Here is a 22,333-nt window from a genome sequence, read left to right as displayed (position 1 = left end):
GCGTTTCTTAGGTACGGCTGGCCTTACCTGTTTTTGGCAAGGGGGTGCCTAGGACGCGGGCGCTGAGAAACTGCGAAACTGCAGGTCAGACGGTGGTTTGATCGGTGCCACCGTGCGATGTAGTTGAAGGTAGAGCTATTTCTAGTAGCACGTCAATGACTTGTCATTGAGTTAGACAGCTCTACCCCAGGTGCAGTTGCAGCAAGAATGAAGGCGTGACCCAGGGTCCTACCTGAGGATGAGAGGGGTCACGGCCGGATCACGGGGTCTCAACCTTGGAATCAAAGAGTGGATCATTCGATTCACGCGTTCGAGATGCACGCAAAGAATCTTGAGATCGGGGAGCTACTAGTACTAGTAGCTCCACCTTTGTTGAACTCTCAACTAGAAGTCGGCCCCGTAGAGGCTGCCCCAGCTACGGCCACCGATCTCCGATTCGGCCTCGATGGGTACGCCGAACAGGTCGAAGGTCATGCAGCGCTCGAACTCCCGGGCAAACTCCGCCGCTTCGGCCTTGGGAACGGACGCCAGGATCTCGTCATGGATCGGGAGCTTCATGTACGGCAGCAGCCCGGCCGCCTTCATGTGGCGCATGGACTGACCGAGCACATCCCGTGCGGCGGACTGGCATGCGTAGTTGGTAACGGCGTACGTACGATCCCGATCCAGCGGCAGCCGGCGCCCGGTCGCGCTTACGTGAACCATGCCGTTGTTGAAGGCCTCCCGCTTCCACCTGTTGCCCGCCCGCTTGATCTCCGGGTACGCCCGGTCGTACGCAGCCATGGCGCGCCGAACATCGTCCACGGGAGCACCCGTCTGCCGGCTGACGGTGTCGGCCCCTCCGCCGTAGACCTTTCCGAAGCCGATGCCCTTGCAGACCTTTCGGTGGTACGGCGTGTAGCCGTCTCCGTAGACCAGGCGGGCGGTGAAGCCGTGCAGGTCTTCCCCCTCCTTGATCGCGTGCTTCATCCGCTTCACATCCGCCAGGGCGGCAAGCACGCGCATCTCCACAGCAGCAAAGTCCGTGGACACCATCACGTGACCTTCGTCCGCCAGCAGACAGCGACGGATCATCTGGTCTCCGGAAGGGAGCGTCTGGACAGCCGGCTTGGTGATGGACATCCGGCCAGTACGGGCCTGCAAGGTGTTGATGTTGGGGTGCACGTACCCGCGCTCATCCGTCGTCTCAAGGAACGTGTCCACGTATGCCGTGCGCCACTTGCCCGCTCGCTTCGCGTGAAGCACCGCGTCAGCAAGGGGGTTCGGCGTCCGGCTGCTGATCGGTTCCCACTTGTCCGTGAGATCGGCGAATCGGCGAAGGACCGACCCATCTACGGAGAGCGCTCCCCCGTCGGTTCGGTCGCTCCACTTCTCGCCCATCCCGAGTAGGGACTCTACGATCTGCCGATCACTGTTTACGTTCTCCACCCCGTACCGGGCGGCAATGGCTACGTACTTCTCTCGCTCCGCATCCAACGTCCCGTACAGCGACTCCGTGTACGGCCGGTCAACGAGCATTCCGGCGCGTGCCATGACGGCGCACATCTCCGAGATTTCGTGCTCGTACGCCACCAGCGCGGGGCGAACGCCCTTGGCCCTCATGTCGGCCTGGTGCGCCACCAATAGACGCGACGCAAGGATCACGTCCAGCATGGAATAGACGACGTAGACCGGCTGATTCCAGGGGACGTACTTCCATCCCAACCCGGACTTCTTCGTGTACCCGAGCGACTTGAACAGCGCGGTCAGCCCCTCTTGGGTGTCCGGCGCTGAAGGGTCTACGTACTTCGCAGATTGCGGCTTGAGGCTGGCACCGATTCCGCCGGCTTCCGGCCCGCGGGGGTCAAGCAGCTTGGACGTAATCATGGTGTCCGTGGTCTTGGCGCAGAACTCTTCGAGCGTGACGCCAAGGTGCTTGTCCACGACCAGGCCATCGAAGCCAATGACGTTGTGACCGACTAGCTTGGGCAGAATGCGCAATGCGTCAGCCGCCGCAGCACGGAACGCCGGTCCCAGTTCCACGGGCACAACCCATGCTTCGGTGGCCGTACCGAACTGCGCCAGCCTCAGGTAGTCCGGCCCCGTGTGGTAGATGCCGAGTCCCTGAGACTCGGTGTCAAACGCGACAACGTCTCGCTGCCGGCTGACCCATTCCATGAACAGGCGGAGATCCTCGGGGCGCTCACAGAGCCACCCGGTCCACCCCTGCCCGTTCAGCGATCCGCGGTATTCCTTCATGCCTCTCCCGTCCGGAACGCAAAAAGGGCCGCCCAGCATGGGCGACCCTTGGTTATGCGGTTGTGTTCTTACGAACTAGGACGCCAGAGAGGGTGGATCTCCTCTCTGATCTTCGTGAATTCACCCTCTTGCTTCTTCTTGATCTCCGCCATTTCTTCATGGAACTTCTGAATGGCGGGACTGTCGGCGGCGAAGATCCCCGGCCCGTCGGCGTTCTCAGCTTCGTTCTCAGCGAGACACACGCCCTGTAGAGCGATGCCCTTGTTGGTCTTCTTCGAAGTCACCTGCCGCTCAGCCATGGCGCTGTAGAACGCACGCCGGCTCCACCGTTCCTTGGACGGCAGGTTCTCCGCCTCACACCAGTCCAGGTAGGCATTGAACGCTTCCGACCCCGGCATCTGACATTCGTCCTTGCAGCGCACGATGACGCCCGGGAAGAAGCCGGCAAGGGCGTCTGAGGTCTCGCGGTATTCCTTGGTGGCGTCCGTGATTACAGCCGGGTCCTGAAGGCCGTTAGACAGCCACTCAACAGCCCCACGGACCGCCCATGCGGCAATGCCCTCCGCCTCTTCCACCTGGAATCGCCGGTCCATCACGGCCCGGTCCTCGCGCTCATGTGGAGCGAAGTACCGGCGGAACGGCACCAGCTTGACCCGTCGCCAAAGTCCCTCATCCTGCCCGCGGAACTTTGGCTGATGGTTGGTCGCCAGCATGATCAGGAACTTCGGAGTGAAAGTGAAGAACTCCTTACGCATGAATCGGGCGGTCATTTCGTCGCCACCCGACGCGCGCTTAAGGATCGCCTCTGACATGGGCTTGCCGGACTCACCCTCGGACGACATGACCAACCGAGCTTCCCTCAGCGCGGCAATGTCGTTCGGGATGCCGCCACTTGCCTTGTCCTCGAACGTGGCGAATGGCGTGTTCTTCGTGACTGCCTTGAAGATCTTGGCCAGCGCATCGGTGAGCACGCTCTTGCCGTTGGCGCCCTTGCCCCAGAGGACAGCGAAACACTGCTCCGACGTGTAACCCGTGAGTCCGTACCCGACCAGCCTCTGAACGTACGACGGCAGTTCTGGCAAGCCCGGGAAGATCTCACCGAGGAACTTTTCCCACCCCGGGCACTTCGCGTCGGGATCGTAGTCGATGGCCAGCGCTTGCGTGATCATGTCTGACTTCTCATGCGGACGAAGCCGGCCAGAGCGAAGGTCCACGGTGCCGTTCCGGAAGGACAGCAATTCGGGCTTTGCATCGAAGTCCGCCACGTCCGCGTACACCGACGGAACAGCCCGAAGTTCGCGCATGAGGTTGTCGATAGCCCGGGTGGTCGTAAACCCCTTGGAGATCTTCCGCAGGAACTTCCCCGGGTCATCCTTGGCATCTGCCGGAGCATCCTTGGACTTCTCGTCAGCGGCAGCGGTGAGAGCAGCACCCATGTGGTGAATGGCCTGCCGAACGCGGGTCTCGCTCTGTTCCCACACCACGCCGTTCCAGACGTAGAAGCCCAAGCCGGAGGCATACTTGATCCGGCCCCCGGTGAAGGCAACCAACGCATGCGCGTTCAGAACGTCGCTGCTGCCGTACCGCTTGGCAAACTCCGCCATGAGCGCTACGGCGCGTGCCGAGTCGTCCCCGTCGGGGACCAGGGCGCCAGTCTCGGTGTCCACCACGGCGGCACCCTCCTTAGTCACAGGCTTTGCCGCCTTTACGGCAGCGTGAAATGCCGCGGGGAAGGCGTCGGGATCACGCTCGCGCCATGCGGTGAGATCGTCTTTGTCCTTCGGCAAGGCCATCTCGAAGACCGTGATGCCGTTCTCCGAAAGACCTTCCGCAAGGCGACGGTTGAACTGCTGGCCGGCCGGGTCGTTATCCCCTGCAGCGATGACCTGGTAGCCCCGAAGGCCTTCGGCAAGCTCGACGAGAAGTTCCGGGTTGCCGGCCAGGGCAGCGCCTCGGATGAACACCACGTCGTACCCGACAGCAACCGCTGTGAGGCCATCTCCGGGCCCCTCAGTGACGATGACTGCCCGGTACCCACCCTGTCCGCGAAAGACCCCGTACGGGCTCCAGCGGGCCCCCTTGGGGTTCATCAGGGAGAGCCATCGCCCGGGGCACTCCCCACTGAGGTCTCGCCCTTGTGCGCCGCGCGCAACTCCGTCAAAGCCATAGAGCGGAACGACCATCCGAGGGAAGCGCGCGAAGGACCGGGAAACGAACGCGGGATGTGTCTCGCTTGGCGCCCAATCAAGCAAGCCCAAGCGCTCGGCGTCAGCCCCATCAATCCCGAAGCGGCTAAGGGCGTACTCCCTGTCGCCGTAGCCCAGCGTATCCAGCCACGCCCGAAGACCAGCGATAGCGCCAGGCCCTGCAAGCTGTGGCTTTTCCTTCGGCACCGTGGCGCCTTCGCCAGTCACGTTGAACAGCGCGGACCACGGCAGGTTCACCGACTCGATTACGTCCGCTGTCTGGCAGCCAGCGCGGCACGTGATCCGCACCTTGTTGTCATCGCCCCGCCAGATGCGGAGGGATGGGCGGGAGTCGTCGTGCGCCGGACAGCGCGCCAGATAGCCCCCGTCCATCTCCTCCGACACGTCAGCGAAGCGGCTCAGCAGATCTGACAGAAGCATGTGTCTCTCCCTTCGCTGACGCCCTAGTGGGTGAGTCCCAAACTCACCGCGTGGCGCCGCGCGCTTTCCGCAGGATCAAGGCGAACTGCTCTAGATCGGTCGTGAACCGCCACGTGGACGTATCCAGCCCTCGGGCCGTGCAGGTGAATCCGTGGACGTACCAGAACTCACGGGCTGGCAAACCGAGTTGAAGCCGTACACGAGTCCACGTGCGTACGTCGAAGTGCACGGCAGCACGACCGGCGTTGGAACTGCGCGTCTTATGGACGACTACGCCGTACGGGAAGCCGGCGTTCTCCGTCTCCGCCTTGGCCTGCCGGAGCCACGCGGGTATGGCCGGCGCCTTAACGTCCTTGCACTCGATGACGAAGGGCCACGCCCAGAGATCCCCCACGTCCTTGGCACCGGTCTGCGCCTGGCGCTTGACGTTCAGCGGGGAAAGGAAGTCCACGAACCGCTGTGCCGCGGGAAGGTTCTTCCAGTCGGGCTTGTACAGACCGAGGCGCTCGTTCAGGTAGTGGGCAGTAGCGGTTTCCCACGCGGTGCCCTTGGCTTTGGAGGGGTTCACTGAACGTCCCTCCATTCCGTGCGGGCAACCTGGATCACCGCGTCAGCAACCCACTTTTTCTTGAGGTAGACCGTCCGCTGCCCTCGGGCGGCACCGATGGAGTTGAACGGCCCGAAGGTCTCTTCAGTCAGCCCCTGCCAATTCGGCTTGCGGTAGGTGACCTTGAGCCGGTAAACGTCGTCATCGTCGCCGACCATTTGGCGTGCCATTAGTCCCCCTCCACCCATCTACGAAGCGCGCCGACAGTCACCAGTGCGACGACGACCAGCCCGACACACGCAAGGCCGATTCCTGCAGAGAGATGCCACCACGTGCTCATTCGTCGTCCCCCTTGTAGTCCTCCACTACCGGGTCTCCTTCGGTCCACCAATCCACGTTGCTGTACTTCGTCAAGCGGTACAGAAGCATGTCGATGTCGGTGCCTTCGGGTGCGACAACAACGAGTGTCACTTTGTGCTGCTTCACGCCAGCCTCCGCACATCAGCGCCGTTGCTCACCGCATCGGCAATCGCCGAAACGATCCGGCTCCAGTCCTTACGCTCACGGGCCTTGTCGGTGACCCAGACCGTGTCTCCCTTGCCAAGCCGGCGGATATCGCCCATGGGCGGTGCCGCATCGTGGCGAATGAGCTTGACCATTAGCTGTTCTCCCTGTTCCGCATGCGAATGATCCGGGCAACTGCCTGGTCATGCCGGCGGTAGTTCCCGAACGGAACGCGCTTGTCCGCCTTCAGGTCCCACACGACGTACAGCGGGTAGTCGCACCCGTAGGACCTGCAAAGTTCGCTTGGCTCTTGCAGCCGGATTTCGTAGTCGTTGTTCACCCCGACTCCAGACATGCAAAGGGGCCGGAAGGCGTTGAACCTCCCGACCCCTGTTGGCGATTGCTAGTTGGTCGCTGCCACTCCGGGCGTGATGAGCCGGACGTGAATCAGCGCGATGGTCTCGACACGAGGGGACTTGCGGCGGAAGAATCCGGATTCACTGCCCGTCGGCTGCACCTTCAGGAAGGGGATCATGACTCCCTCCAGTTTCTTGGTGAAGACCTCCAACACCATGGCGTCAGCAAGGCGAACCGTGTTACCGCGGCGCGACGCGTAGGCGACCAAGTCACCCGGGTAAATCTCGTCACCGTCGTAGTCGGTGACAACTCCGCGCTTACTCATCTGCTCTCCCTCAGTACGGCATGGGCTTTCCGCTTGGCGTGCGTGTATCCGGCTCTTGCGGCGGACGTGGTGCCGGCTGCTTCTGCTGCTGGATTTGACGGGGAATCAGCTACCGGACTTCGTCAGCTGCTTCGGGGTCGGCAGCTGCTGGTAGTAGTAGGCGATGGTCTTGAGAAGCTCCCAGCGAGGGTCTTCCGGCGGCCACCCTTCGGTGAGTTCCACTACCGCGTCGCCGGCTTCCTGAATGGTCACGTCTCGCATGGCGTCTCTCCCCTGTAGTTGCTGACACCCCGAAAAGCCCGACCCCATGAAGGGGACGGGCAATCGGGTTATCGGACCTACGGGACGTACGAGACCTCTTCTGAGAACGACGCGTACCGCTCATCCCAGTAGGTATCGAGGACGGTGACGCGCCCCGTGATGTCGATCTTTTCCGCGCGGACGTTCTTCGCGGTCACGCCATCCATGTGGGCAACGGCCTTTCGCGCCTGAGCAGTACCGCCGGCGATGACCGTCGCGCTGACGAACTCCCCCGGTCCAACCTGGTCAGTTCGGCTGACCTTGTACAGGGCCATGTGCGTGCCTCTCTCCCGTCAAAATTCGGACACCCCCGAAAAGCCCGACCCTTTGCAGGGACGGGCAATTGGGTTAGAAGTGGTTGGGGTACTGCTCGTCCTCCGGCGGCGTCTCGTCCCAGTAGGTAGCGAGAATCGTGACGCTACCCGTGGTGTCGACCTTTTCCGCCTTGAGGTTCTTCGCGGTTACACCCTTCATGTGGGCAACGGCCTTGCGGGCCTGAGAAGTTCCGCCGGCAACGACGATCGCGTTGACGAACTCCCCGGGGCCGACGTGGTCAGTGCGGGAAACCTCGTACAGGGCCATGTGCTTTCCTCTCCCGTGGAACTGTGGACACCCCGAAAAGCCCGACCCCACGAAGGGACGGGCGATTCGGTTAGCTGTACTCGGGGTCGCCTATCTCTTCATCAGCGATGCCGAAGCGGCGCCGGCGTTCGGCGATTACGGCGGGACGTTCTTCGGGGCGGAAGTTCCATAGCGGCTGCCGGATGTACTCATCGGACCGAACGGCCAACGCGAACTCCAGCGAGGACTGGCGCTCCATCAGCGCTCATCGGCGATGGCGTCGTTGAACGACTTCAACACCCGGACCACCGGCTGGTTGTAGCTGACGGTCTTGCCCTTCATCGGGCCGTTCTTGCCGATGAACGACACGTTCTCAATCTCCAGCTCTACGAGCGCCGGCTCACCGATGCGCGACAGCTTGGCCTTGACCTGGTGGAGAACCTGAACCAGGCCCCACGAGCCGGTAGAGAGCTTGAACTCACCCAGCTCGGGGTCATCCGCCAGGCGGAACGTGATCTCAATGGAAGGCTTGGGCCCGCGGTATTCCTTCGCTGCCGCCTTGCGCTCCGCCATGGTCTCGGGGCAAAGGCAAGCGTGACCAGCCTTCTCCGGCGGGCTGAGGAACTTCTTACCGTCGCAGTGGTGCATGAGCACGCCGTTGATCCACAGCTTGCCGTCGTCGTAGACCTTCTCGGGACCGTCGATGACAGCAAGGATCTTCGCGCGCTCGGTGAGAACGTCCAGGTAGAAATCGTTGGTTGCCTCTGTCTCGACAACCTCACCGCCGAACAGCTGGATAAGCGCGTCAGCGGTCGCCTGGTCCTTCACCGCCAGCCGCCAGTTGTCGAGGGTGGTGACCTTGCCGTTGACGTTCCGGCCAAGCGACATCCTGCCGGTGAAGTCGTCGTAACCGCCGGAGCGCTCGGCCGGCTTGCTGTCAGGGTCAGTCTCGAAGATGTTGTCGCTGAAGGACATGCAGGCTCTCCCCTGGTGAGTAGTCGGGGAGAGGCACAGGGTCGGGGTTCCGTCGGGCGGTTCCTGCCTTCCGTGTGCCTCTCTACTCACCCCCTAGGGAGTGAGTCCCAAGGGGCCTGTGGAGAAATGAGAAAACCCCCAAAGACCGAGGTCAATGGGGGGTGTTGGGGTTCTCAGACGCGCGTCAGGGGGCCCCATTCGCGCACGGTGTCATCCAAGGTGTCGGTGTTGCCCTCATCGCCGAACATCGTCACCGTGGGCAGGCCGTTGATGTACTTGCCGGTGAACGCATACACGTCGCCGACACGATCCAGGTACTTGGCGTCCAGGTCGTACGTCACGCCGTCGTACTCATACGTGCGGGCCGGCTTGGGGGTCTCAACTAGACGGAGACCAGCGGCCGTAGCGGTCACGCTGGTACCTCCGCGGGACACCACGTAGAAGGGACCCGTCAAGCCGTCAAACGGGCCAGCGTCCACCAACCACGGAGCGCCGGACAGGCCAGCGCGTGTGACCTCCGTCCCTGGCGCGTAGGTGGGGACGTACAGCTTGGCCCGACTCACCGGTACAATCGCGCACTCCCCGGAACGGGGGCCGTCGGCAAGTTCAACCAGCACGGCTGGCGCGAGGAACTCAGCGGAAGCGAACGGCCCGCAGACCACGCTGCCATACGTGGCGTCGAACCGGTCGGTGGTCACCTTGTCACCAATCTTGACCGTGGTCACAGCTCGATGTCTCCGTTTCCGATAACTACGAGTACCAGGACAACCAGGAACACCCCGCCGGGTGCCAGCAGGACGAACACCGGGTCGGACAGCAGCTCTGAAAGGGTCACTTCGCCCTCCTTTCCGTCCCCGTCACGAACTTGCTCCCGCTACCGGCTACCGGCTGACTCAGGACGGACCCGGACTCTTCCCGGTCCCAGCAGAGGAGTCCGCGGAGGTTGAGGAACCGCTCAAAGACCCTGTCATCGATCTTCACCAGTTTGAATTCCCACTTGTCCGGGGTGATCCAGAGGACAGCGCCGGCATCAAACTCGGGCATCGGGTGCCGAACACCCTCGGTGTCAATGATGCAATCTGCGTGGGCGTACGCGCTGAGCTGGAGTGCGACATCCGGATACGTGCTCTTGCTCGTCTTGTAGTCGATGATGACCAGACGCTTTTCCCCCTGGCGCGTCGGGTCGGGTGTGCTGGTGTCGGGAACGAACCAGACGTACGCGTAGGCGTCGAAGCTGCCGGCGTACTCGTGCGTGTCCGACCAGGCGATGTCCTCATGCCGAACGAACTCCGGGTTGACCTGCCGGAGAAAATCCTTGTAGTGCGCAACGTAGGCCACCATGTCCGGGTGGTATCCGTCGTCGTCCAGCGGGAGTCCGCGGGCCATCAGCTCGAACTGAGTGTGTGCCCGGCTGCCGATGTCGCTCCGGATGTCCGTGTACCGGCGGGCGGCGCCAGCGAGGTAGGCCCGTGCCCCCTTCCGGTCGCGCTCCGCCATACCTCGGATGAAGTCCAGGGAGTCAAGGGCGAGATCAGCGGTCATGCCAGCCGACCACGGAGCCAGGAACGGCTTCGCGATCATTCCGCAGATGCTGGTTACGCCCGGGTAGAGGATGTCCGTTCGATCGGTATCGAAGTAGTGCCGAAGCTGCTGCACCTTGCGTGTGCGCACCTTGCCCATGGGTCTCCCTCGGTAGTGCCAAGTGCTGTCACTAGAGGCCTAGGGAGTGAGTCCCACGCGGTGCGCGGAGTGACGAAGTGACGAAGTGGCGCACGTTCCGGGTTAGCCGTACAGAGATAGAAGAGAGAAAATGTATAGCTTGATTGGAAACAACCTAAGAACCGTCACTTCATCACTTGGCGCAGGTCAAAGGTTCTGACGCTTCCCGCGCTGACGGCCGTTGCGTCACCGGACATGCGAAAGGCCCCGCCCCGGCGCGCCGCCAGAGGGGGCCCGAAGGGTCTCGCGGTCAGTCCGCCAACTCCTGAGAGACAGCAGTCAGGTTAACGATCGTGGCATCTACGTGCGCCTTGAGTTCGGCCTTCGCCGCGGGGTCAAGGTCGTCAGCCTTGGTCTTGGCCACCTTCACCAGCCGGTTACCCGCGGACTGCAGCGCCAGCACTCCGCGCTTCACGGGGTGCTCTCCATCCTCTTCGTGCGCGGCGATTTGCTCCGCTGCGCTCCGGTCCCGCTTCGCCTGGTACTTCTCGCGGGCAATCTCGTTCTTGCCCTTCAGCGGTAGGTCGTAATGCTTCGCTACCGCCTCTGATGCCTTCACCCCACGGCCGGCCGCCTTGATGATGGCACGGAACCGCTTCGCCTCTTCCTTGTCCGTGTCGAGGCCCCGCAGATACTCGGCGCGCACGTCGCTCATGGCGTTCTGAACGGACCGTTCCAGCTTCTTCACCGCTACCTCAACGTCGTACGCATCCCCGCTGAGCTGCTGACCAGTTGCCGCGTACATGTCGTGTGCCGCAGCGCGTGCCCGGTACGACTCGGCGCGGACATCGGGGTCACCAGCACTGTTGGACAGGCGCACCCGCATAGCCAGGATGATCCGGGCTACCTCCCGCGCGGTCACGCTGGCCTTCATGTGGAGATTCACGCCATCAACGAGAGCCTTCGTGCCTTGGTCAACCAGGTCAGAGACCTCAGGTACAGATGCGTAGTCCGCTGTGGGCTCAAGCTCGCCGGCCGGTACCGCTTCCGTCTCGCGCGCCTTCTTCAGCTGTGCGTATTTACCATTGCGCTCGTTGGCCGGTAGCTCGCGAATGAGGATCTTCACGGACTCATCCAGCGTGGCAACCTTCTTTTCGTTGCCGGCCCGCGCGGCATCCCTCACTTTCTGGATGCCTTCAGTGATCTCGACGCGTACGCGCTCGTTGATCTCGTCAATGGTCTCGTGACGCTTCGGCACAGCATCTCTCCAGTGGTGGGGCGGGGTGGCGGTCGCTGCCATGGTGGCAGGGCCCCATGATCACCGCAACGGCGCACATGCTAGTACTAGTAGCACCCCCACAAAACACAAAGAGCCCCCTACCGCCGGTTAGGGCAGTAGGGGGCAAAGCATGCTACTCGCCGGCCAGAGCGTCTGCGTCTCGGTAGAGCTGATACAAGGGGCCGACGTTCAAGATCTTCGTATCGGCCTTGTAGTCGTCCAGTGCGGTTTCACTGGTGTGCCGCCCCGTGTCTACGGGGTACAGCGGTGAGGGTTCGGGGCGCGTCATGCGAACCATCTTGAAGCCTCGGGTGCGCAACGCTTCGTACTCGTTCGGGTACCGCACGTCAGTGACCACAGCGGGAAGGTTCCACTTCGCTGCCTCGTCCAGCTTGCGCAGACCCTGGCTCAGCCAGAAATCTTCATCCTGCTCACGGATGGACTGGCCGAGATTTTGTAGGAAGCGGCGGACTTCGGGGTACTCGTCCTTGGCTCGCTCCCAGCCACCGTCTTCCACGATGTCCGATAGCCACACGGACATCCCGACGGACGTAACAGAGACAATCGGGTTGATCTTCAGCGCCATGTCCTTGAGCGGGTCAGCGAAGGCCACGCGAACGTACTGGAACTGTCCGGTCAGCCGGCGAGCGATGGTGTCCTTACCGCTGCGTGCGCGCCCCATCAGGGCGATATTCGGGTACGACACGGGGACTCCCTGGGGTCGAGGCTCTGTCACCCGGGCCCTAGGGAGTGAGTCCCACCGTCACGCGTTCTTGCTGTCCTCGACCCGCTGAACGCCTTCGCCGACACCGAGCGCAGCGGCGACCACGGCCAGGACCAGGGCGCTGGGAACGGACGGAACAAAGTGCGCCACCAGGGCCAGGACGGCAACGGCAACGGCGTAGATTCGGGTCGCGTGGGTCTTGACGAAGTCCAAAATCACTCCTCGGTCTGGTTGTGCTGGATCAGCATGTGCTCCGCGGTATGGCTGGTCTGCCACTCCCGGACATCTCGGATGTCCGTGCGGAGTGCATCGAGGCGACCGTTCAGCCGGCTCACGGACTCCCGGATTTCGGCGGCAACTGCTTCCCTCGTTGCGGTGCCCTCATCGCTGACGGCCCCACGTACCCGGCGGGATAGTCCTAGGTACGCAGGGCCTGCCCCGACGATCGCGACACAGACAGCGGATAGAGCCGCGATTCCTTCGGGGCTCATGTCGCTAGGCCTTTACGCCGAATCCGTGCTTGCTGCCAAGCTTGGACAGGGAGGCCATGCCGGGGATGCCGTCAGCGTCGTTGCCGCGGTAGCCAAGGCGCCTCTGCCACGCTGCGTACGCGTCCCGGGTCAGGGAGCCGTACGAGCCGTCCGCCGAGTACTTAGCGGATAGCAGTCCTTCAGCCCGTAGCGCCGCCTCGACAAGCTTCACGTCCGCGGGGTGCGTGAGGCCGCCCTGCTTCAGGCCCGGGTCCCGCCGTGCTGCAGCGATGACGTTGGAGAGGTCAACTACCTTCCTGGCGGGGGCCGGTGCTGGCTTGCTCGGGACAGGCTTGGAAGGGGCAGCCTTCGGGGCAGCAGCGAACAGCGCCTTGGTGTCGATGGCGCCCGGGTCCCAGTGATCATTCCCCGGGACGTTGCAGTGTCCGTAGTGCCCCCCATTGCTGAGCCAGACCGACCGGTCCCGCTTGGTTGCAGCAGCAGCCGTCTTGGCCGGCGCACCCGTCGGGAACACGTCCTCGACGCCCCATGAGCGGATGGCAGCCATGAGCGCGCGGAAGTTCGGGCCAGGCTTCCAGTAGCCGGTGAAGGGCTTGCCGGCGCGGGCCAGGACCTCAATCTGGATGCACGCCTTACCGGTGCGGTTCGTCCGGGTGCTGCCGTCGTTCTTCAGAGCACGGGCTGACTCCCCCAGCGGGCCGAACTGTCCAAGGCGGTCGGTGGTCGGGTCGTAGAGGATGTGCGGCTCCGCACCGATCGAAACCAGGTACTTGCCAACCGAGCTGAACGCGGCATCGCCGGCACCGCTTTCGGTCGTGTGCCAGACGACACGGGCAGGGCGAGAGGGGCTGTCCATGGCGCCCCCGATTGACCCGTCTCCTAGGCGCTCTGCGCCCGGTATCCATGCAGTACCCATAGGGACCTCTCTAAAGTTGTGATCACAGGGAACAGAAAACACCGTTGAAGCCGACCCACGCGGGTTTGCTGTCGCTCTGAACGCCGTAGAGGCGGAGCCAGCCATCCGTAGTGATATCGAGCTTCAACGTGATGCGCGCTGAGCCAGCGTCAGAGCACGGGACAACGACCGTTCGCAGCGATGCCGGCCGCGCGCTGGTGGGCAGAGCCGTGGTGTTCAGCTGGAAGTAACCGGGGAGTGTTCCCGGGTACGTGGCGCGGGAAATGGCGCCCTGGAACATGATGGTGATCTCACCAAACAGATTCACCACGCGGTATTGGAAGTTGCCGTTGCTGTTCCCGTTGTTCGTCCATCCTGAATCCAGCGGGACATTGGTCCATACGCTGGTGCCCGCGGCAACGGTGACCCATGCCGTACCGTCGTACACTTCAAGGCGCTTAACGTCCTGGAGCCACGTACACATGCCGGACTTGGGCGTGGTGACCGTGGCGCCTCGAACGGTGGCCGATGCGAATACCATGACGCTCTTGGGAACGAGCCCCTCTACGATGCCCTGCCCCATGGTCTGGATATTGGGCTTGTCGCTCAGCGTCGGGTACGGAATGTTCTGGCCGTAGCCATCAGTCAAAGGCACTGTGTCTCCTAGTAGTCTGTGGCTATCCAGTTGTGCGTGCACGCAGCGAAACTGGTAGTGCTGCCGGAGGCCGACCGGCGACAGCGCAGGATGAAAGATGTAGTTGTGGTGTTGCTTACAGCAACGTCAACTTCGGTGTTGCCGCTGGAGATTGCTTCGGCGGGGACGGCCACGACAATCGGCACGTTCGCGAATGCCTTGGGAAACGTCACGGTGACCGTGCCCCATGCAGCGGGGGAACCTGTGGTTGCTGGCGTGGTCGCCTGCCCGGACTGAACGCGTGGTGCGTTGCTAGTCCGTAGCTTGCCGATGGCGACCCACCCGCCGGAGGTCTTGAGAATCTCGACTACGTCACCAACCGTTGCGCCGAGATATCCACTCAGGCATCGCACCTTGGGGTACGTGTCCGCTCCCCGTGTGACGGTTACGGTCCCGTCCGCATTCACCACGCTGACAGTCGCCATGAGCGCGCTGGCTTCAATAACGCCGGACCGTTTGACTCCGTCAATAGCCGCTCCAACTACGCGGTCGATCGCTGCCATCAGGCGTCCTCCCGTCCGCTCACAGTGGCGATAGAGAAACCGCCGCTCTTCTCGGACAGCGGGATGTCGAAGCTGTTGACGATGTGGATTTCCGGCGCGGGGCCGACCGGCCCGTAGTTCACCCGGATTCGGTCCCCTGCATCCAGGGCTGGGTTCGGCACCGTGGACAGTGAGACCGTTCGGTTAGGTGCCCGGTACTTCCGGAGAAGGGCGATGGCTGTTGCGTTGGCGTTGGAATTGCTGGTGATCAGACTTGAGCTGTACGCCTTCGTCACCTTGCCGAAAGGGCCGCCCCAATGCAGCGGGTCGGTTGGGTCGGTAATCTTCGCCTCGCCGCTTGCGGGCGGAACGTTGTCGCTCGCGTTCTCCCCTGTTACGACGACTCGGTTGAATACGTCGTCCGCCGTCAACTCCATCTCCGCGGAGACCATGACGCCGTGTTCACCGGTCGTCACGTCCCACACGGGAGCAACGCCTAGGTCGTCTGGATCGGGTATGTCCGCCAGGACGAACGTCCCGTTGGCGTTGCAGAACAGCTCACAACCGACGCTGTTTGCCACCTCAACGAGCGCTGCCCACTTGTCTGTCTGGGCGTCCCAAGTCTTTGATGCCAGCGCCTCAGTGCCCCGTGTGGAGTCGTCAACGAACGATGCGCCGGGGACGGTGTCAGGAATGTGGAAGGCGCAGAACGCAGCGGGACTGGCGTACCCCGAAGTGCTGGTAGCCGACTCCCAGAGAGAGCGCTTCAGAAGGATTTCAAGACCAGCCCCAGTGATGGACAGCGGACCCGTGTGGATGTTCCCGCTGACGCTGGTAATCACGAACGTGCCCGCGGGAACGCGCTCGGAGGAACCGTCAAGATACGTGATCCCGCGCTCTACGTAGATCTGCTGTCCGTAGACGTTGAACGTATCGGTATCACTGGTAGGCCAGGACGCCGGATCGGGAATGGAAAGAGACAGCGACCGCCGAACGTCGCTGCCCCGATCCACCTTTACGGAGCCATCCTCAAAGGCAACGTCCTCCGCTACGACATCTCCGTCGTAGAGAACGTTGACTTTGACCGACAGTCCATGATCCGTCGTCAGCGCCGGCAGAAACTTGGCGCTAACGGTCTGCATGTCATCCCCCTGTTAGCACATCCGCCCAAGCGGCGTACCCGTCGAATACGGCGAACCAATCGGCGTTGTCGTCGCTGATGTCCTGCCAGGTGGCGAGTGCCGATCCTTGGAGTCCGCCAGCGGGACGGTCCGTTTCTGCGATGGGCAATGACCAGCGCCACCCGTCATCCCGGGCGTCCTGAGTCAGCTGCTCCACCTCCGAGTCGCCGACGGACACATACAGATTTCCGTCGATGCCGTACCCGGGCATCGCCTGAATCAGCGCTGTCAGTCCGGTATCCAGCAGGGCGTTGAAGTGCTCGTTAGAGGGCTCATCCCATACGAGCACGGTGGCCGATCCGGTACGGCCCCCACGAACTCCGGACACCGTCACGGGGTTCTTCCTGCCCACGATCTGGTAGGTGGCCGAGCGCGCTGCGCGGGACCACTTGATAGGTGACTCCATCATCACCAACGTGTTCAGCGCGGGAAGCCCCGGAGCCTTGAACCAGACGTAGTTGGGGTCGTCCAGCTTGGGGCCAGCGATGGTCTGCGTGAACAGTTGGTCGTGGCGTACACCGCCAGCGTCATACCAGTTGATCGCGTACCACACGCGCTGACCTAGCGGGGCCTCGTAGTCCTCCACCAGGATGGGGCCGGCGCTGTAGGGGGCCCGGTCGTATTCGTATCCGTAGCCCCGCACGGGGTGCGCGTTGCCGCTTTCGTCCATTCTGAGAATCGTGACCGTCGTACTCGGATTAACCGGCTCGTAGTTCACGGTCACGGAGACAGACCCCGTGGCGTCGTCAGCGGCAATCTCATACTCCGCTGATGATTCCTTGAGCACCACGTTGTCAATGGTGTACGCATCCACGATCGACCCGGTGTGGTCCATCTGGACGCTGACCTTGGCACGGGTCGCGCCTACCGGACACGTTCGAGTCTCGGAGAACGGAGAGCCTGTTACCGCGCCGGAAGCCACGGTGAAGGAATAGAACTGGTCTGCGTTGTCCGCCAGGACTAGATTCCCAGCGCCGTCGTACCAGTCGACCCGCGTGCGCATGGACGCCGTGGTGCTGCCCGGTCCTGGATTGTGCCGGAAGACAACAGCAGAAACGGAGTAGGTAGTGCCCGCGGTGACAGGGACCAGGCGGTTAAGCGTCGCGGTAATTACCCCGCCTGCCGTCGGCGAGACCTGCATGCCGTAGTACCCATCGCTGATGCCGCTGGTGATGAACGCCCGTGCACTCGTCCCGCCATCGACCGTCCAGGCCGGCAGCGTGGATTCAGTGGAGTACTCGTCATAGGTCAGCTGGTTGCCCGCGGCGTTGGGTGCGACGCCAAGGCACATTTCGTCGATGTAGAAGGTCTGCGACCCTGCCGTAGCCGTTGCGCCGGTCACCAGATCAGCGGTCACCGCACCCGCCGGAGCGGCAGCCACCACACACGCCACAGTGGTTGTGGCGTTCGTGAACGAGGGAGTCACGGACGACGTACTGATGAGCGCGTTGCCAGCGTCGTACCAGCGAATGGAGAGCTTGCCCGTGTACGTGCCGGCAGCTGCTGCGATCAGCTGCGAGTAGGCCCGGTAGACCGTGCCAGCCGTAACGGCGTACTTGACGGCCGTAGTGGCCAGGACATCGCCAGCAGCTGCGGATGTCAGCGCGGTGCAGTAGTAGCCAGCGCCGGTAGAGAGCGTGCCCCAGAACCGGGCACCGGTCCCCCCGCTGAACGTCCAGTCGGCCGCGCTCACTTCGGCAGACTGAGCGTTGTAGCTGAGGACGTTGCCGGCAATGCGCGAGGTCTTACCGAAGTACCCAAGGTCGACTTGGACGAAGTCCGCAGCGGTCATGTTGGTGACGGTGTACGTAATCACCATCGACAGTGCGCCTGTGGGGGCCGTACCCACAGCAACGGGAGATGAAGTCTGCTGGAATCCCGAGGCGTTGGGTAGGTTGATCGCTGAGGACATCGTTCCCAGCGCAGAACCTGCAGTTGACGAGTCGTACCACGTAACCGTCATGGTGCTCACGCGGCTTGCGCGGGCAGCGCTGAGGTAGAGCAGATAGAAGAGCACATACTCGGTGCCCGCGGTGACCAGGACACGGGGGCTTGTGGCAGTTATGGACCCGCCAGCCGTCGCGGCGAACTTCAGTGCCTTGGTACCAGGTACAGCCACGTCGGTGGTGACTACCGCCTGAGTCGTGTTTGCTCCGGGCGTCCACCCTGACGTTCCACCCTCGAATTCACCAACGTTGTCCGGCAGCAGATTGGGATTGCTGTATGGCATGAGAACCTCCATTGGAGGGGCCGAGCGCTGTTAGGCGCCCGACCCCTAGCCGGTCAGTTGAATGGCCAGCCGAATGGAGGCAAGCCGGCGCGGGGGTCCGTTGACCCCTCGGCCACGGGGCCAGGCCCGTCGGGCGGGTATCCAGTGACCACCGTCTTGCCCTGGTCATCGGTGGTCGTGGTGGTTACCGGGATTTCAAGGCCTTCATCGCCTACCGGAACGGTGTCCTCGGGCATTACAGCGTCCTCCCTAGGGATGCGGGAGCAACCAGCCCCTGGTGAATTCGTCCGTCAGCACGCTGGTCTACGTACGCCTCAAAACTCTTGCCCGACTCAGTGACCAGTACGAGTCGAGCGCCGTCCTGGACTCCGCCAGCCATTCCTCGGTTTGCCAGCGTTGCGACGTTGTTCCAGTCGCCGGCCGTAAGAATGGCCTCAGGCTTGCCGGTCTTGTTGACGGCCATGGTCGCGCCCGGCATGAGCCATCCACCGGAGTCATATCCCTTCGGCGTGCTACCAACGGCCTGTTGGACATTGAAGATGGAGCCGTACCGGGACTTGATGTAGTTGATGCCCGCGACGATGTTCGCAATCGGGTCCGTGATCCTGTTGGGGAGACGGTGATCCCGGTACGCGGCGAAGGTGCCGGGAATCGTCTGCATCAGACCCTGTGACGGATGGCCGGCCTTGGCGTTGGAGTCCCATCGGTTGATCGCGTTGGGGTTGCCGCCCGACTCACGCATGATCAGCGTGCGAAGGGGACCGGCCCAACTAGCCGGAACGCCTGTGAATTTCATCGCCTTGGCGATCCAGTCACCGAGCTTCCCGCCACCCGTGTACTTGGCCAGCGATGCGGCGCCCTTTTCGTCTGCCTTCTCAGAGAAGCTAAGCATGCTGTTGATCATCTTCTCTGGGATGTGCTTGATGGACCTACCCCACCCGGTGTTCAGCCCGGGAATCAGGTTGATCAGCGGGTTAACGAGTGCCTTGACACCAGCCTTGGCCGATCCCGCGATGGTGTCGGCAAGCCAGCCGGCGCCGTCCTTGACCTTGTCCCACGCAGCAGATCCCCACCCCTTGACGGTGTTTGCCGCTGATCCGATCCAGCCGAAGATTCCGCCGTCCTTGAACGCCGGCAGGCCTCCGCCCATAGCTCGCTGAACGGCGTTGACACCGCCGGAGCGGGCAGCAGCGTTCATGGCGTTTACGTAGCCAGGCCCCATGGCCCGCGTCCACTCCGGGCGCATGATGGCTTCGCCGCCCGACAGGGCAGCTAGATGCACGTCACGCCCGGGGGTGTACCCGGGCAGGATGCCACCCGTTGCGTAGCCCTTGATGTTCAAGGGACGCAGCGAGGGGGCTCCGAACGCCGTTGCAATCTTGTTCCACAGCGGGACGATTCCGCCGTTGTACACGGTGTTGATCAGGAACCTAACGGGCTTCTTTGCGATGTCCTGGAGCTTGGTCCAAGCCCTACCAATGAAGTTCTTGGCAGTCTCGAAACTGTCGCCTACCCTCTTGACGCCTTGCTTGATGGCCTCGAAGGACGGCTTAATGCCGTAGCTCCAAACCCACTTGGCCTTGTCGCTGATCCAGTTGAACACCGGCTTGATCCCGTTGTTCCAAAGCCACTTGGCAGCGTCGATCAGACTGTTAAACGTGCGCTTGATAGGCTCGAACGCAGGCTTGATCCCATACGTCCAAAGCCACTTAGCCTTGTCGGCAACCCATTGGAAGACCGGCTTGATGCCGTTGTTCCAAAGCCACTTCGCAGCGCTCAACAGGGCGTTGAACATGTTCTTGATGAGCGTGAACCCCGGCTTGATCCCGTACATCCAAAGCCACAATGCCTTGTCGGCGATCCAGCCGAAAGCCGGCTTGATCGCGTTGTTCCACAACCACATGGCGACGGTTCCGATTCCCTTGATGGCGAACCAGAGGACAGATAGCGCTACCTGGATCGGGATTAGGGAGATCTTGATTACCGTTACGATGCCGTTAAACGCCGGCTTGATGACGTTGTTCCACAGCCACAGAATTACCGTACCGAGCGCGGTGAAGACAGGCTTCAGTACGTTGTTCCACGCCCAAGAGACGACAGTCTGAATACCCTGCCACGCGCCCTGAACGATGTTGCGGAACGTCTCTGATTTCTTGTGCGCAACGACGATCGCCGCACCTAGGGCGATAATCAGGGTGACGATCAAGATAATCGGGTTGGCGCGCATTACCGTGTTCAGGAATGCTTGTGCCCCGGCAAATCCGTTCGTAACTGCCGTTCCTACCAAGATGGCGGCCCGGTAGATGCTGAACACCGCGGTGACAGCGCCTGTTGCGATTGCTTGCGCGTTCATGGCGATGGTTATGCCGGCGATGCCGATAGCGAAGGGAAGCAGCCAGGGGCCGTACTCCCGAACCCAGTTAAACGCGCCCCTGGCGACTCCAGCTACACTGCTGAGACCGTGCGCGAAGGTGGTCAGCACTGGGACTACGTAGGTTCCGAGTACGTTTACCAGGCCTTGCTGCAGCCCTCTTGTGAATACCTGAAGCTCGTAGGAGGGGCCGGACCGCAGGCTGTTTCCCAGTCTGTTCACTGACCCTTCGACACCGTCTAGGCCCTTAGCTGCCTTAGCGGGGTCTAGCTTGAAGAGGCTCTTGCCCAGTTCCTCGGCTTGTGTTCCGAACAGCCCTACCGCTGCTGCTTCTCGCTTGACGGGGTCATGGATGCTCCGCAGCTTGTCAAGAACAATTTGCAAGCCCTTGTTGGCTGACTGTCCGCCCTTGCCAATCATCTGTTCCATGTTTTGCGCGTCCAGCCCAAGGGACTTGTAGGCGTCCCGAGAGCTGTTGCTCATGTCGATGGAACGAATGGAGAATTCCTTGAGCGCGTCCGCGATGATGTCCGTATCGCGTGCGCCACCCTGTAGACCTTGCCAGAATAGCCCTAGGGACTGAGTAGCGTCGATTCCCAGCTTGCGCAACTGGACAGGGTACTCTTGGAACGTCTCTAGGAGGTCTTCGGCGTTGGGGCCAAGCCTTTGCATGCCCGTGGTGATGATGTCCAGCGCCGCATCAGCGGAGGGCGCTAGGTGGTTTTTCATGAGGGCACTGACGGCCTGAGTTTGCATGCTCATATCCGTGCCAAACGTTGTTGACACGTCATGCATCTTCGTGGCGATGCTCTGCAGCTGCTTGTTAGTAGCACCCGGAGGAACCAAACCAGCATTTACGATGGCACGGATGGTCTCCGCTCCATCTTCAAAGGTCTCCGTAACACCGGCCGCGTAGAGCCGGCCCGCCACCTTGCCGTACTTCGCTGCGTCCTTGCTGCTAGCCCCCAACTGAGCCTGCAGCTTGCTGGTCACGTTCGACTGTTCTACGGCATCGGTGAGGCCCTTTACCAGGACGGCACCTGCTGCAACAGCGGCACCGGCTAGGCCGGCCTTTAGCTTGTCGCCAAAGGATGACCCTGCGGCTTGGCCGGCCTGGTCCCCGGCATCCTGCGCAGGTCCTACAACCTGCCGGCGAAGCTGCGCAGCGAACCCCTGCACCTCGGGTACAACGGATATGTAGGCAACTGCGATTTCGGGTGCGGGCATCTGCTACCCCCTCTTTGTGCGCTCTCGATGGGCCAGCAGATGGGCCGCTGTAATTGGGTTCTTGGGCTTGTCGCCAGGGCGCGGGTATGGCGCGGGGCTATTGGGTTCCTTGCCTTGTGCCACGCCAACCGTGACTACCGTGTTGTAGTTAACGGCATCCCATAGGTCAGCAAGGATGTAATCCGTTCGCGTCCATAGTGGTTCACGGCCGTTCATAGCCATTCGTGTAGCGCTGTCCGGGGGCAGCCCACGAATAAGCACATCGACACGGCGGGGACTCAGCGTTCCCCGCCACATGTCGAGAAGATCGAAACCCCGGAAGGCTAGGTCAGCCTCTATCGCATCACCGTGTTCACGGATCAGCGGTAGAAGGCTTAGGAGTTTCCCGCCCCTACCGCCTTACCGGCAACGTCCATGAACTCACCGAGTGCCTTGACCTTCGTGTTGGTCTTGCGGAAGGTCGCGTACTGCTCAGCCCCGAGTAGCGCTCGAAGCGCGCTCGTCAGCTTGTTGTCGTCGATGGCCTCAAGAACATCAATGTCCCACTCTTCGGTGGGCGGAACGAGATAGGTCTCACCATTGTACGCAACGGGTAGCGGCTGGCCGGTCGCGTCGTTCTTCGTGGGCATGGTCTCTCCTCATGGGTGGTCGGGTGGATTAGAAACG

General features: G+C 62.3%; 24 protein-coding genes. All 24 read right to left on the bottom strand.

Annotated features, from left to right (window positions below):
- Nucleotides 1–384: 384 nt before the first annotated feature.
- A complete protein-coding gene (locus AC0680_RS02455; RefSeq protein WP_478624254.1) occupies nt 385–2,238 on the bottom strand; it encodes a DNA polymerase in 1,854 nt (617 codons plus the stop codon).
- A 68-nt stretch (nt 2,239–2,306) separates the two neighbouring features.
- On the bottom strand, nt 2,307–4,865 hold the full coding sequence (locus AC0680_RS02450) for a phage/plasmid primase, P4 family (RefSeq protein ID WP_478624252.1): 2,559 nt from the start codon (nt 4,863–4,865) through the stop codon (nt 2,307–2,309).
- Between the two features lie 43 nt (nt 4,866–4,908).
- Entirely contained in the window at nt 4,909–5,433 is a 525-nt protein-coding gene (locus AC0680_RS02445) for a hypothetical protein (RefSeq protein ID WP_478624251.1), read from the bottom strand.
- Complete coding sequence (locus tag AC0680_RS02440) at nt 5,430–5,642, bottom strand: hypothetical protein (RefSeq protein ID WP_478624250.1); 213 nt, start codon at nt 5,640–5,642, stop codon at nt 5,430–5,432. The genes AC0680_RS02445 and AC0680_RS02440 overlap by 4 nt, the downstream gene beginning before the upstream one ends.
- Nucleotides 5,643–5,748: 106 nt before the next feature.
- Nucleotides 5,749–5,898, bottom strand: a complete 150-nt coding sequence (locus AC0680_RS02435; RefSeq protein WP_478624248.1) for a hypothetical protein — start codon at nt 5,896–5,898, stop codon at nt 5,749–5,751.
- Nucleotides 5,895–6,071, bottom strand: a complete 177-nt coding sequence (locus tag AC0680_RS02430; protein WP_478624246.1) for a hypothetical protein — start codon at nt 6,069–6,071, stop codon at nt 5,895–5,897. The genes AC0680_RS02435 and AC0680_RS02430 overlap by 4 nt, the downstream gene beginning before the upstream one ends.
- Nucleotides 6,072–6,319: 248 nt before the next feature.
- The gene (locus AC0680_RS02425) at nt 6,320–6,598 is read right to left on the bottom strand and encodes a hypothetical protein (protein ID WP_478624245.1); all 279 of its coding nucleotides are present in this window, start codon (nt 6,596–6,598) and stop codon (nt 6,320–6,322) included.
- Nucleotides 6,599–6,703: 105 nt separating this feature from the next.
- Nucleotides 6,704–6,850 carry a hypothetical protein gene (locus AC0680_RS02420; protein ID WP_478624243.1) on the bottom strand — a complete coding sequence of 49 codons (147 nt, stop codon included), beginning with the start codon at nt 6,848–6,850 and terminating at the stop codon, nt 6,704–6,706.
- An 86-nt stretch (nt 6,851–6,936) separates the two neighbouring features.
- On the bottom strand, nt 6,937–7,173 hold the full coding sequence (locus AC0680_RS02415) for a hypothetical protein (RefSeq protein ID WP_478624241.1): 237 nt from the start codon (nt 7,171–7,173) through the stop codon (nt 6,937–6,939).
- 73 nt (nt 7,174–7,246) lie between these two features.
- Nucleotides 7,247–7,480 carry a hypothetical protein gene (locus tag AC0680_RS02410; RefSeq protein WP_478624240.1) on the bottom strand — a complete coding sequence of 78 codons (234 nt, stop codon included), beginning with the start codon at nt 7,478–7,480 and terminating at the stop codon, nt 7,247–7,249.
- Between the two features lie 70 nt (nt 7,481–7,550).
- Complete coding sequence (locus tag AC0680_RS02405) at nt 7,551–7,718, bottom strand: hypothetical protein (protein ID WP_478624238.1); 168 nt, start codon at nt 7,716–7,718, stop codon at nt 7,551–7,553.
- On the bottom strand, nt 7,718–8,434 hold the full coding sequence (locus AC0680_RS02400; protein ID WP_478624236.1) for a recombination directionality factor: 717 nt from the start codon (nt 8,432–8,434) through the stop codon (nt 7,718–7,720). Before AC0680_RS02400 ends, AC0680_RS02405 begins: the two co-directional genes overlap by 1 nt.
- 173 nt (nt 8,435–8,607) lie before the next feature.
- Nucleotides 8,608–9,159: a phiSA1p31-related protein gene (locus tag AC0680_RS02395; protein ID WP_478624235.1), complete on the bottom strand. Its 552-nt coding sequence runs from the start codon at nt 9,157–9,159 to the stop codon at nt 8,608–8,610.
- Between the two features lie 106 nt (nt 9,160–9,265).
- Nucleotides 9,266–10,114 carry a hypothetical protein gene (locus AC0680_RS02390; protein WP_478624233.1) on the bottom strand — a complete coding sequence of 283 codons (849 nt, stop codon included), beginning with the start codon at nt 10,112–10,114 and terminating at the stop codon, nt 9,266–9,268.
- A 289-nt stretch (nt 10,115–10,403) separates the two neighbouring features.
- Nucleotides 10,404–11,351, bottom strand: a complete 948-nt coding sequence (locus AC0680_RS02385) for a hypothetical protein (protein WP_478624231.1) — start codon at nt 11,349–11,351, stop codon at nt 10,404–10,406.
- Nucleotides 11,352–11,505: 154 nt separating this feature from the next.
- A complete protein-coding gene (locus tag AC0680_RS02380) occupies nt 11,506–12,078 on the bottom strand; it encodes a deoxynucleotide monophosphate kinase family protein (RefSeq protein WP_478624230.1) in 573 nt (190 codons plus the stop codon).
- A gap of 57 nt (nt 12,079–12,135) precedes the next feature.
- A complete protein-coding gene (locus AC0680_RS02375; protein ID WP_478624229.1) occupies nt 12,136–12,309 on the bottom strand; it encodes a hypothetical protein in 174 nt (57 codons plus the stop codon).
- A gap of 282 nt (nt 12,310–12,591) precedes the next feature.
- The gene (locus tag AC0680_RS02370; RefSeq protein ID WP_478624227.1) at nt 12,592–13,443 is read right to left on the bottom strand and encodes a peptidoglycan-binding protein LysM; all 852 of its coding nucleotides are present in this window, start codon (nt 13,441–13,443) and stop codon (nt 12,592–12,594) included.
- An 82-nt stretch (nt 13,444–13,525) separates the two neighbouring features.
- Entirely contained in the window at nt 13,526–14,131 is a 606-nt protein-coding gene (locus tag AC0680_RS02365; protein WP_478624226.1) for a hypothetical protein, read from the bottom strand.
- A gap of 14 nt (nt 14,132–14,145) precedes the next feature.
- The gene (locus AC0680_RS02360) at nt 14,146–14,679 is read right to left on the bottom strand and encodes an H-type lectin domain-containing protein (protein ID WP_478624225.1); all 534 of its coding nucleotides are present in this window, start codon (nt 14,677–14,679) and stop codon (nt 14,146–14,148) included.
- Nucleotides 14,679–15,800: a DUF5047 domain-containing protein gene (locus tag AC0680_RS02355; protein ID WP_478624224.1), complete on the bottom strand. Its 1,122-nt coding sequence runs from the start codon at nt 15,798–15,800 to the stop codon at nt 14,679–14,681. Before AC0680_RS02355 ends, AC0680_RS02360 begins: the two co-directional genes overlap by 1 nt.
- Before the next feature lies 1 nt (nt 15,801).
- Nucleotides 15,802–18,069 carry a hypothetical protein gene (locus AC0680_RS02350; protein WP_478624223.1) on the bottom strand — a complete coding sequence of 756 codons (2,268 nt, stop codon included), beginning with the start codon at nt 18,067–18,069 and terminating at the stop codon, nt 15,802–15,804.
- Nucleotides 18,070–18,304: 235 nt separating this feature from the next.
- Nucleotides 18,305–21,667: a phage tail tape measure protein gene (locus tag AC0680_RS02345; RefSeq protein WP_478624222.1), complete on the bottom strand. Its 3,363-nt coding sequence runs from the start codon at nt 21,665–21,667 to the stop codon at nt 18,305–18,307.
- Between the two features lie 374 nt (nt 21,668–22,041).
- The gene (locus AC0680_RS02340; protein WP_478624220.1) at nt 22,042–22,296 is read right to left on the bottom strand and encodes a hypothetical protein; all 255 of its coding nucleotides are present in this window, start codon (nt 22,294–22,296) and stop codon (nt 22,042–22,044) included.
- Nucleotides 22,297–22,333: the final 37 nt, after the last annotated feature.

Source organism: Streptomyces sp. NPDC043738, assembly GCF_056436545.1.
Note: the sequence above shows the minus strand (reverse complement) of the source record. Positions and strands in the feature narration are given on the sequence as shown.

Bases quoted from the DNA above. Each gene is read 5' to 3' on its own strand.
- AC0680_RS02455 (WP_478624254.1), bottom strand. From the start codon at position 2,238: ATGAAGGAATACCGCGGATCGCTGAACGGGCAGGGGTGGACCGGGTGG.
- AC0680_RS02450 (WP_478624252.1), bottom strand. From the start codon at position 4,865: ATGCTTCTGTCAGATCTGCTGAGCCGCTTCGCTGACGTGTCGGAGGAG.
- AC0680_RS02440 (WP_478624250.1), bottom strand. From the start codon at position 5,642: ATGGCACGCCAAATGGTCGGCGACGATGACGACGTTTACCGGCTCAAG.
- AC0680_RS02430 (WP_478624246.1), bottom strand. From the start codon at position 6,071: ATGGTCAAGCTCATTCGCCACGATGCGGCACCGCCCATGGGCGATATC.
- AC0680_RS02425 (WP_478624245.1), bottom strand. From the start codon at position 6,598: ATGAGTAAGCGCGGAGTTGTCACCGACTACGACGGTGACGAGATTTAC.
- AC0680_RS02415 (WP_478624241.1), bottom strand. From the start codon at position 7,173: ATGGCCCTGTACAAGGTCAGCCGAACTGACCAGGTTGGACCGGGGGAG.
- AC0680_RS02410 (WP_478624240.1), bottom strand. From the start codon at position 7,480: ATGGCCCTGTACGAGGTTTCCCGCACTGACCACGTCGGCCCCGGGGAG.
- AC0680_RS02405 (WP_478624238.1), bottom strand. From the start codon at position 7,718: ATGGAGCGCCAGTCCTCGCTGGAGTTCGCGTTGGCCGTTCGGTCCGAT.
- AC0680_RS02400 (WP_478624236.1), bottom strand. From the start codon at position 8,434: ATGTCCTTCAGCGACAACATCTTCGAGACTGACCCTGACAGCAAGCCG.
- AC0680_RS02390 (WP_478624233.1), bottom strand. From the start codon at position 10,114: ATGGGCAAGGTGCGCACACGCAAGGTGCAGCAGCTTCGGCACTACTTC.
- AC0680_RS02370 (WP_478624227.1), bottom strand. From the start codon at position 13,443: ATGGACAGCCCCTCTCGCCCTGCCCGTGTCGTCTGGCACACGACCGAA.
- AC0680_RS02360 (WP_478624225.1), bottom strand. From the start codon at position 14,679: ATGGCAGCGATCGACCGCGTAGTTGGAGCGGCTATTGACGGAGTCAAA.
- AC0680_RS02355 (WP_478624224.1), bottom strand. From the start codon at position 15,800: ATGCAGACCGTTAGCGCCAAGTTTCTGCCGGCGCTGACGACGGATCAT.
- AC0680_RS02350 (WP_478624223.1), bottom strand. From the start codon at position 18,069: ATGCCATACAGCAATCCCAATCTGCTGCCGGACAACGTTGGTGAATTC.
- AC0680_RS02345 (WP_478624222.1), bottom strand. From the start codon at position 21,667: ATGCCCGCACCCGAAATCGCAGTTGCCTACATATCCGTTGTACCCGAG.
- AC0680_RS02340 (WP_478624220.1), bottom strand. From the start codon at position 22,296: ATGCCCACGAAGAACGACGCGACCGGCCAGCCGCTACCCGTTGCGTAC.